Annotated in this window: 10 protein-coding genes; 9 read left to right on the top strand and 1 reads right to left on the bottom strand. The window is 74.1% G+C overall.

What is annotated here, in order from left to right; translation table 11 throughout:
- Positions 1-37: 37 nt before the first annotated feature.
- Positions 38-1,444 (bottom strand): DUF2252 domain-containing protein, encoded by a 1,407-nt coding sequence (locus ACOV8S_RS15700; RefSeq protein ID WP_448318442.1) that lies wholly within the window; start codon positions 1,442-1,444, stop codon positions 38-40.
- Positions 1,445-1,684: 240 nt separating this feature from the next.
- Here ACOV8S_RS15700 and ACOV8S_RS15695 point away from each other — a divergent pair, with 240 nt between their 5' ends.
- From ACOV8S_RS15695 to ACOV8S_RS15655, 9 genes are all read left to right on the top strand, one after another.
- Positions 1,685-2,113 (top strand): DUF7144 family membrane protein, encoded by a 429-nt coding sequence (locus ACOV8S_RS15695; protein ID WP_448318441.1) that lies wholly within the window; start codon positions 1,685-1,687, stop codon positions 2,111-2,113.
- Positions 2,114-2,149: 36 nt separating this feature from the next.
- Positions 2,150-3,577, top strand: a complete 1,428-nt coding sequence (locus ACOV8S_RS15690) for a diacylglycerol/lipid kinase family protein (RefSeq protein WP_448318440.1) — start codon at positions 2,150-2,152, stop codon at positions 3,575-3,577.
- A 12-nt stretch (positions 3,578-3,589) separates the two neighbouring features.
- The gene (locus ACOV8S_RS15685) at positions 3,590-4,102 is read left to right on the top strand and encodes a hypothetical protein (protein WP_448318439.1); all 513 of its coding nucleotides are present in this window, start codon (positions 3,590-3,592) and stop codon (positions 4,100-4,102) included.
- Between the two features lie 127 nt (positions 4,103-4,229).
- Positions 4,230-4,427, top strand: coding sequence for a hypothetical protein (locus ACOV8S_RS15680; protein WP_351114726.1), 198 nt, complete (start codon positions 4,230-4,232; stop codon positions 4,425-4,427).
- A gap of 174 nt (positions 4,428-4,601) precedes the next feature.
- Entirely contained in the window at positions 4,602-5,069 is a 468-nt protein-coding gene (locus ACOV8S_RS15675; RefSeq protein ID WP_448318438.1) for an SHOCT domain-containing protein, read from the top strand.
- Between the two features lie 54 nt (positions 5,070-5,123).
- Positions 5,124-5,540 carry a DUF7144 family membrane protein gene (locus tag ACOV8S_RS15670; protein WP_448318437.1) on the top strand — a complete coding sequence of 139 codons (417 nt, stop codon included), beginning with the start codon at positions 5,124-5,126 and terminating at the stop codon, positions 5,538-5,540.
- Between the two features lie 165 nt (positions 5,541-5,705).
- Positions 5,706-6,011, top strand: coding sequence for a chorismate mutase (locus ACOV8S_RS15665; RefSeq protein WP_448318436.1), 306 nt, complete (start codon positions 5,706-5,708; stop codon positions 6,009-6,011).
- Between the two features lie 101 nt (positions 6,012-6,112).
- Positions 6,113-7,048: a MerR family transcriptional regulator gene (locus tag ACOV8S_RS15660; protein ID WP_448318435.1), complete on the top strand. Its 936-nt coding sequence runs from the start codon at positions 6,113-6,115 to the stop codon at positions 7,046-7,048.
- A gap of 179 nt (positions 7,049-7,227) precedes the next feature.
- Positions 7,228-8,106, top strand: coding sequence for a metal-dependent hydrolase (locus tag ACOV8S_RS15655; RefSeq protein WP_448318434.1), 879 nt, complete (start codon positions 7,228-7,230; stop codon positions 8,104-8,106).
- Positions 8,107-8,192: the final 86 nt, after the last annotated feature.

The following is an 8,192-nucleotide window of genomic DNA, read 5'->3' as shown; positions in this document are numbered from 1 at the left end:
CGGCGCTCCGGGCCGCCTGCGCCTCGGCCCGCCCCCCTCACAGCTGCTGGGAGGGGAGGCGGCCCGAGGCGCAGGCGGCCCGGAGCGCCGCGTGGTCACGCTCGTTCTGGTCGGCGTAGGCCTGGGCGAACTCGGCGAGGGCCCGGTCGAAGCGGTCGCTGCCGCCCAGGTAGGCGGCGACGGCGACGGGATCGCCGGAGCGGGCGTGGGCCCGCGCCAGGCAGGCGCCGCACTGCCGGGCGAACAGGACGAGCAGCTCGGGGTCCATGGTCTCCGGCCGCGCGATGCCCTTCCAGTCCCACAGCTGCCGGACGTAGAAGTCCCGCTCCTGCCCGTCGAGGCCCACGACGTGCGTCCAGCCGAGGAAGATGTCGCTGGTCGTCTGCATCAGGTGCTGGCCGGTCACCACCCGGCGGCCCTGGTTCTCCTGCCGCTCGCCGTCCACGTAGTCGGCCAGGACGGACTCCTGCGCCTCCTTGGCCTGCAGCAGCAGCGGATCGTCGTCGTCCCGGCCGAGGAGCAGCACCACCCAGCAGCGGGTGCCGACGCTGCCGACGCCGACCACCTTCCTGGCCATGTCGACCAGGTGGTAGTGCCGCAGCAGGTGCCGGCGCTCGGGCGGCAGGGACGCCGCGTACCCGTCCAGGACCGCCCGCATCTCCTGCGCCCGCGCGGCCTCCGAGGGGCGGTCGCGCAGCTCGTGCAGCGGGGTGAGCAGCGGGGGGTCCGAGGCGATGCGGCGGCCCTCGTCCGTCATCCGGGTCAGCTTGGCGAAGGCCTTCAGATGGGTCCGGGTGCGGGCCCGGTCGGCGGCCTCGGCGGTGCGGCGGCCGGCCTCCGCGTCCGCCGTCGCGGCCAGCTCCCGGATCCGGTCGGCGTCGTCCTGCGCGTACCAGACGTCCAGGGTGCGCATGCCGGCGAACTGCCGCATCCGCTCCCGGTAGGCGCGCACGCAGGCCAGCACGACCTCGTCCTGCCGCCGGACGGACAAGCCGTTCGCCCGGGCCGCCGTCACGAACCCGGACGCCAGCCGCTCGACGTCCCATTCGAACGGTCCCTGGTGGGTCTCGTCGAAGTCGTTGACGTCGAAGACCAGACGCCGCTCCGGGGAGGCCAGCAGCCGGAAGTTCAGCGGATGGGCGTCGCCGCACAGCTGCACCCGCAGCCCGGTGTCGGGCCGGAGCCCGAGGTCCGCCGCCATGATCGCCGCGGCCCCGCGGTAGAAGCGGAACGGCGACTCGAGCATGCGGCCGTAGCGGATCGGCACCAGCTCGGCGACCCGGGACCGCGACTGCTCCTCCAGCAGGCGGATCGGGTCGGAACGCCCCTTCGCCGGCTCGTACCGGCCGTGGCCCGACCGCGGTACCCGGGCGCGCGCGTTCCTTCCGTACGCCGCGCGCTCGGCGGGGGACAGGGACGGGGTGAAAGCGCTGGACCCGGTCATCGTCCGGCCTCCTGGTGGTGCGAGCCGTGCGGGCCCCGACGGCCTCGTGCGGACCCGTGCGGACCTGCGCGGACCTGCGCGGACCCGTGCGGACACGGCGACTGTGCCCTCCATGGCACCACCCGCGGGTCCCGCGCGGCTCACCCCTGCCGGGTGAGGCCGCAGCGGGGTCCGCCGGTCCACCCTGAGCTGGTACCCACCGGTCGCCGAGCGTCCGGACCACACGAAACGAGGTGCACGATGAGCGCGTCCCACACCACTCAGACCCGGTCGGCCCACACGGCCAAGCAGGGTTGGGCGGGCGGCCTGACCGCCTTCGCCGCCGTGATGCTGCTTCTCCTCGGCCTGCTCAACCTCTTCCGGGGGATCATGGCCATCGCGGAGGACGACGTCTTCGTCGCCACTCCGAACTACGTGTTCCAGTTCGACCTGACGGGCTGGGGCTGGATCCACCTGATCCTCGGCATCATCGGGATCCTGCTCGCCGTCGGGCTGTTCAAGGACGCCACCTGGGCGCGGGTCGCGGGCGTGGTCATCGCCTCGCTGCTGATCATCGCCAACTTCCTGTCGCTGCCGTACTACCCGATCTGGTCGCTGGTGATGATCGCCATCGCGGGCTTCGTCATCTGGGCCCTGTGCGTCCATCGCGACGCCGGATTCGACCGCTGAGGGCCGGTGTCCTCCGCGGAGAAGGCGGGACGACCGGTGACACGTGACGGCGGGAACGGGGACCGGACCGGGACCGGACGGGGACCCGCGGCGACGGGGGCGGCGACAGCCGCCCCCGCGTTCGTCGGCCCCGCGGCACGGGCGCGGTTCGCCGTGCTCGCCCTGCTGGCGAGCGCGGCGGTGCCGCTGGTCGCCGCGGGCCTGCGGAGCGTGCTGTGGGCGCTGCTCGGCTTCGCCGGTCTGGCGCTCGCCGCGGCCGGCCTGTGGTGGGTGCTGGCGCACACCGGCGTCCTGCGGGCCCTCGGTGCCCTGATCGCGGTGGCCGCGCCGGTCGCCGTCCTGGTCCTGTTCGCCGTCTTCGGCATGCTCCTGCCCGCGCTGCTGTCCCTCGCCCTGTGGGCGCTCGCCTCCACGACGGCGCGCACCGCCCTGGGACCCGGAGCGGCCCCCGCCGCACAGCGGCGGGGACGGGCCGCCGCCGAGGCGCCCCGCGCGCCCTGGGTGCTGATGAACCCCCGTTCCGGCGGGGGCAAGGTGGGCCGCTTCCACCTGGTGGAGAAGGCCGAGGCGGCGGGCTGCCGGGTGGTCCTGCTCGACGGGAGCCAGGACGTCGCCGCACTGGCCCGGCAGGCGGTCGCCGAGGGTGCCGACCTCCTCGCGGTGGCGGGCGGCGACGGCACCCAGGCCCTGGTGGCGGAGGTGGCCGCGCGCCACGACGTGCCGTTCATGGTGATCCCGGCCGGCACCCGCAACCACTTCGCACTCGACCTCGGCCTGGACCGCGAGGACCCGGCGGGCGCGCTCGACGCGCTGGCGCACGGGACCGAGATCCGGGTGGACCTGGGATTCGCGGCGGACCGGGTCTTCGTCAACAACGCCTCCTTCGGCGTCTACGGGTTCGTCGTCACCGACCCCGCCTACCGCGACGCCAAGGCGGGCACCACCCTGCGCGCCCTGCCCGCCCTCCTCACCGGCGAGGACGCGCCCCGGCTGTGGATGCGGGCCGGCGACGTCGGAGTGGACGGCCTCCAGGCCCTGCTGGTCAGCAACAACCCCTACGGGCGCGCCGTCGACGCGGCCCGGCCGGGGCGCCGCGAACGGCTCGACACAGGACTGCTCGGCGTGGTGTGCGTACGGGTCGCCAACGCCGCCCAGGCCGCGGGCCTCGCCCGGGGCCCGCACGCGGAGGGCCTGGTCCGGCTCACCGCGGAAGAGGTCGTCGTCGCGTCCGGTACGGACGGTACGGACACCACCTTGCCGGTCGGCATCGACGGCGAGCACGCCGTCCTGCCGTCGCCGGTGGTCTGCCGCATCGAGCCCGGCGCGCTGCGGGTCCGCGTGCCGCGCCGGCGCCGGCTGCGCCCGTCCCGCGCCACGGTCACCGACTGGCGCGAGGTCGCCCGGCTGGCCCTGGGCCGCGGCCGGGAGGCGGACGACGACGGTGACGAGCGGGGACGACCCTGAAGGGAGAGACCCGTGTCCACGACCTCAGGCACACCGGGAACCCCGGAAGGGGCGGGACGGACCCGGCAGGACTACACCGGCGGCATCCACGGATCCCTGCTCGCCGCCTCGGTGGTGATCGGCGCCGGCAGCCTGGGCCGGTTCCCCCGCCTGCACCTGGTGCTGCTCCTGCTGCTCACCGGGGTGGTGTTCTGGACCGCCCACGTGCACGCCCAGCTGTTCGGGGCGCGTCTGGCCCGGCACGCGCCGGACCGCCGGACCGTACTGCACGTGTGCCGGGAGGAGTGGCCGATCATCAAGGCCGCCGTCCCCCCGGCCGTGGCGGTGGCGGCCGGCGGGCTGCTGGGCCTGGACCTGCAGGGCTCCCTGTGGCTCGCGGTCTCGGTGGCCGTGGCCGGGCAGGTGGGCTGGTCGGTGGCCGCGGCGCGCAGCGCGGGCGCCCCCTGGCGTCTGGTGGCGGTCACGGCGTCGGTGAACCTGCTGCTCGGGCTGCTGATCATCTCCTTCAAGGTCGTCCTCAAGTGACCGGCCCGCGTTCCGGGTGACGGTCACCTTCGAGGGGTGAGGCACACGGGGGAGCGGGGGTGGAGTATCGCGGGGAGAGGGCACCGTCGGACCTGCCGGAGACGCCCGATCCGGGGAAGGACACCTCGTGCGCTACGAGATCCGAGTCGAGGGACACCTGTCGGAGACGCTCGCCGGCACCTTCCAGGAGCTGGACCACGTGGTGATGGCCGGGCAGACGGTGCTGTACGGCCCCGTCGTCGACGAGGCCCACCTGTACGGCCTGCTGGCGCGCTGCCGGTCGCTGGGACTGCGGGTGGTGGAGATGCGGCAGCTCCCGGAGTGACGCCGCGCGGCCGGAGTGACGCTGCCCGGCCGGAGTCACGCGGCGCGGCCGGGCGGCCGCCGGGTCACCCGTGCAGGGTGAGGCCGGACCCCCGCCGCCGCGCGCACCCTGAACACCGGTACACCTCCGCTGCCGGGAGAACCCCTCCCGGAGCGGCGAGGGACGGAGGACGACATGCACACCCACACCTATCTGGCCTACGACTTCCCCCTGCTGGGCGCCCTGTGGACCATGTTCGTCTTCTTCCTGTGGGTCATGTGGTTCGCCCTGCTGTTCCGGGTGATCGTCGACATCTTCCGCGACGACGCGATGAGCGGCTGGGCGAAGGCGGGCTGGCTCGTCGTCTGCACGTTCGTGCCCTTCCTGGGCGTCTTCCTCTACGTGCTGATCCGGGGCAAGGACATGGGCAGCCGGGAGCGCGCGCAGGCGCGGGCGCAGCGGGAGGAACTGCGGCAGTACTTCGCGGACGGCGGGGACGGCGGGCGGCGCAGCAGCGTGGACGAGCTGGCCCGGCTGTCGGAGATCCGCGCCAAGGGCGACATCACGGACGAGGAGTTCCGGCGGGCGAAGGAACTGGTCCTGAGCGGCCACGGCCCCGCGGCCCCCGGTTCGTCCTCGTCCTCCGCCACCTCCGGCTCCTGAGCGTCCGGACACGGCGTCCCGTCCGTCCGCCCCACGCGCGAAATGAGGCACACCATGACCCGGAAGCACGACCGGCCGGCCCGTACGGCGGGAGGGGGAGCCTATGACGGCCTGTGGTTCTTCGCCGCCGTGATGCTCCTGCTCGCCGGAGTCCTGGACCTGCTGCGGGGCGTGATGGGGATCGCCGGGGACGACGTCTTCGTCGCGGCGCCGCACTACGTGTTCGGGTTCACCCTGACCGCCTGGGGCTGGATCCACCTGGCCCTGGGCGTGCTGGGCGTGCTCGTCGCCCTTGGGCTGTTCCGCCGGGAGCGGTGGGGGCGGGTCGCCGGGGTGGCCGTCGCCTTCTTCCTGGTCGTCGCCTCCTTCCTCTCCCTGCCGTACTCGCCGCTGTGGTCGGTGGTGGTGATCGTGCTGGCGGCCTTCGTCGTCTGGGCCCTGTGCGGGGGCGGACGGCCCCGGAGGCACTGACCGGGCGGCCCCCGCCCCGATCGGCACCGCTCCCGGCACCGCACGGGGGCGGTGCCGCCGCCGTGCCCGTGCCCGGGCGGCGGCTGCCGGACGGAACGGGCGAAGCGCCCCGCGTGTGCGGGCGAAAGCGGTCCGCCCGGAGGCGGGGGCTGGAAGCATGGGGCCATGCCGCCGCCAGGGACCCCCGCCTCACTGGACGAGATACGCGACCGCATCGACGCGCTCGACGCCGAGATGGTGCGACTGCTGGCGCGGCGCGAGGAGCTGGTCCGCGCCGCGGCCGGCTTCAAGAAGGACGAGCAGGCGGTGCGGGCACCCGACCGCGTGGAGCGCGTCGTCGCCGCCGCTCGGGCGGAGGCGGAGCGGGCAGGGCTCAGCCCGCAGGTCGCCGAGGCGGTCTGGCGGACCATGATCGCCGCCTTCGTCGACCTGGAACTGACCGCCCACGGCCGGCTCCGGTCCCGCCCCTGACCGCCGGCCCGGTCCCTCCGGAAGCCCGGTGCCGTGGAATTGGGCCCCTGCGGACGCCGGGGCTTGAGTCTCCCGTGGGGGGAGACGTGAAGGTGGAGGACATGAACGGCCCCGCACTCCACTCCATCGGCGAGCTGGCCCGGCGAACCGGCACCACGGTCAAGACCGTCCGGTTCTACTCCGACTGCGGGCTCGTACCGCCCACCGACCGCAGCCCGGCCGGATACCGCCTCTACGACCACCGCGCCGTCGCACGCCTGGACCTCGTCCTGACCCTGCGTGACCTGGGCCTGGACCTCGCCGCCATCCGGAAGGTCATGGACCGGGAACTCGCGCTGTCGGACGTCGCCGCGACGCACGCCGCGGCGCTGGAGGTGCAGATCCGCGTCCTGCGCCTGCGGCGCGCGGTGCTGACCGCGGTGGCGCGGCGAGGGGCCACACCTGAGGAGACGAACCTGATGCACAAGCTGGCGACACTCACCGCAGCGGAACGCCGACGGCTGATCGGTGACTTCCTCGACGCCGCCTTCGGCGGTGCGGGAATCGGTCCGGGCGCCGTGGGGATCATGCGCTCGATGACCCCGGAAGTGCCGGACGACCCCGACGCGGAACAGCTGCAGGCGTGGGTCGAGCTGGCCGAACTGGCCGAGGACCCGGATTTCCGTGCCCATGTGCGACAGCTCGTGCAGGACGTGGCGGCGGGGCGCGTCGAGGGCGCTCCCCCCAGCCGGCACAGCGATCTGGCCGCGATCGTGCGCGACCGGACCGCCCCGGCCGTGGCAGCCGGGATCGAACCGGCCTCACCCCGCGCCGACCCGGTCGTCGCGGCCCTGACGACCGGCTGCGCGCACCTCTTCGAAGGCCGGGACGACGGCGGGTCCCGCAGGCAGCTCCTGACCCGGCTGGAAGCGCTGAACGACCCCCGCAGGGAGCGGTACCTCTCGCTGCTCGCCGTGATCAACGGCTGGCCGCGTCCGGAGAGCCTTCAGCCGGTGCTCGACTGGTCCCTCCACGCACTGCGGGCCCGGGTGCGGTGATGACGGGGCGGCCGCCGGGCCGCGCGGTGGGGTGCCGCCGAAATGCCGGTCCGAACCCGCTTCCGCGCCGGTCGGGGAGGTGAACCGCGGAGGCCGGTTCTATTGACAGGAATTCGACAACGCTTACCGTTGGTAACTCCGGAGATCGACCGGCGGGCCGCCCGCCCAGGAGCTGCCGCATGAAGAAGAGCGACGAGCACGACGACCTGGTGCTGACGCCGCGTGACGTCCGGTTCGACTGGGACGGCCTCCCGCTGCACTGGATCCCCGGCGAACCCTTCGCCACCCACGTGGTCAACGTGCTGCACATGCTGCTCCCCGAGGGCGAGCGCTGGTTCGTGAAGGTCTTCCGGCAGACGATGCCGCTGATCACCGACGAGGAACTGCGCTCCCGGGTGCTCGGCTTCACCGGGCAGGAGGCCGTGCACGCCGAGGCGCACCAGGGCGTGCTCGACCACCTGGCCGCCAAGAAGGTGCCCATCGGGCCCTACGTCGCCCAGATCGAGTACCTCTTCCGCCAGGTGCTGGGCGACCGGCCGGACCTCACCCCCGACCGGCAGCGGCAGTACCTGATCGAACGGGTCGCGATCATCGCGGGGATCGAGCACTTCACCGCATTCCTCGGCGACTGGATCCTCAACGCCGAGGCGCTCGATCGCGCGGGCGCCGACCCGGTCATGCTGGACCTGCTGCGCTGGCACGGCGCCGAGGAGGTCGAGCACCGGGCCGTCGCCTACGACCTGCTGCGCCACCTGGACCCCGGCTACCTGCGCCGGGTCCGCACGATGGCGATCGCCACCACCGTGCTGGTGCAGCTGTGGGTGCGCGGGGCCCGGTACCTGATGTCCGTCGACGCCGAACTCGCCCCCGGGACCAAGGCGCGCTGGCGGGACGTGCCGCGGACCACCCGCCGCGGACTGATGCCGAGCACGGCGAAGCTGTTCGTCTCCGTGGCGCGGTACTTCAGCCCCCGCTACCACCCCAGCCAGGAGGGCTCGACGCCGCAGGCCGTCGCGTACCTGGCCACCTCGCCCGCGGCCCGCGCCGCCGCCCACTGACACCGCCGCCCACGCCGTCGCCCACCGACAGCGCCGCCCACCGACATCGCCGCAGGAGAACGCAGCATGCCCACCCTGCCCCCGGG

Source organism: Streptomyces sp. CO7 (genome assembly GCF_053474865.1).
The sequence above is the reverse complement of the archived record's forward strand: the minus strand, read 5'-3'. Positions and strand labels throughout refer to the sequence as shown.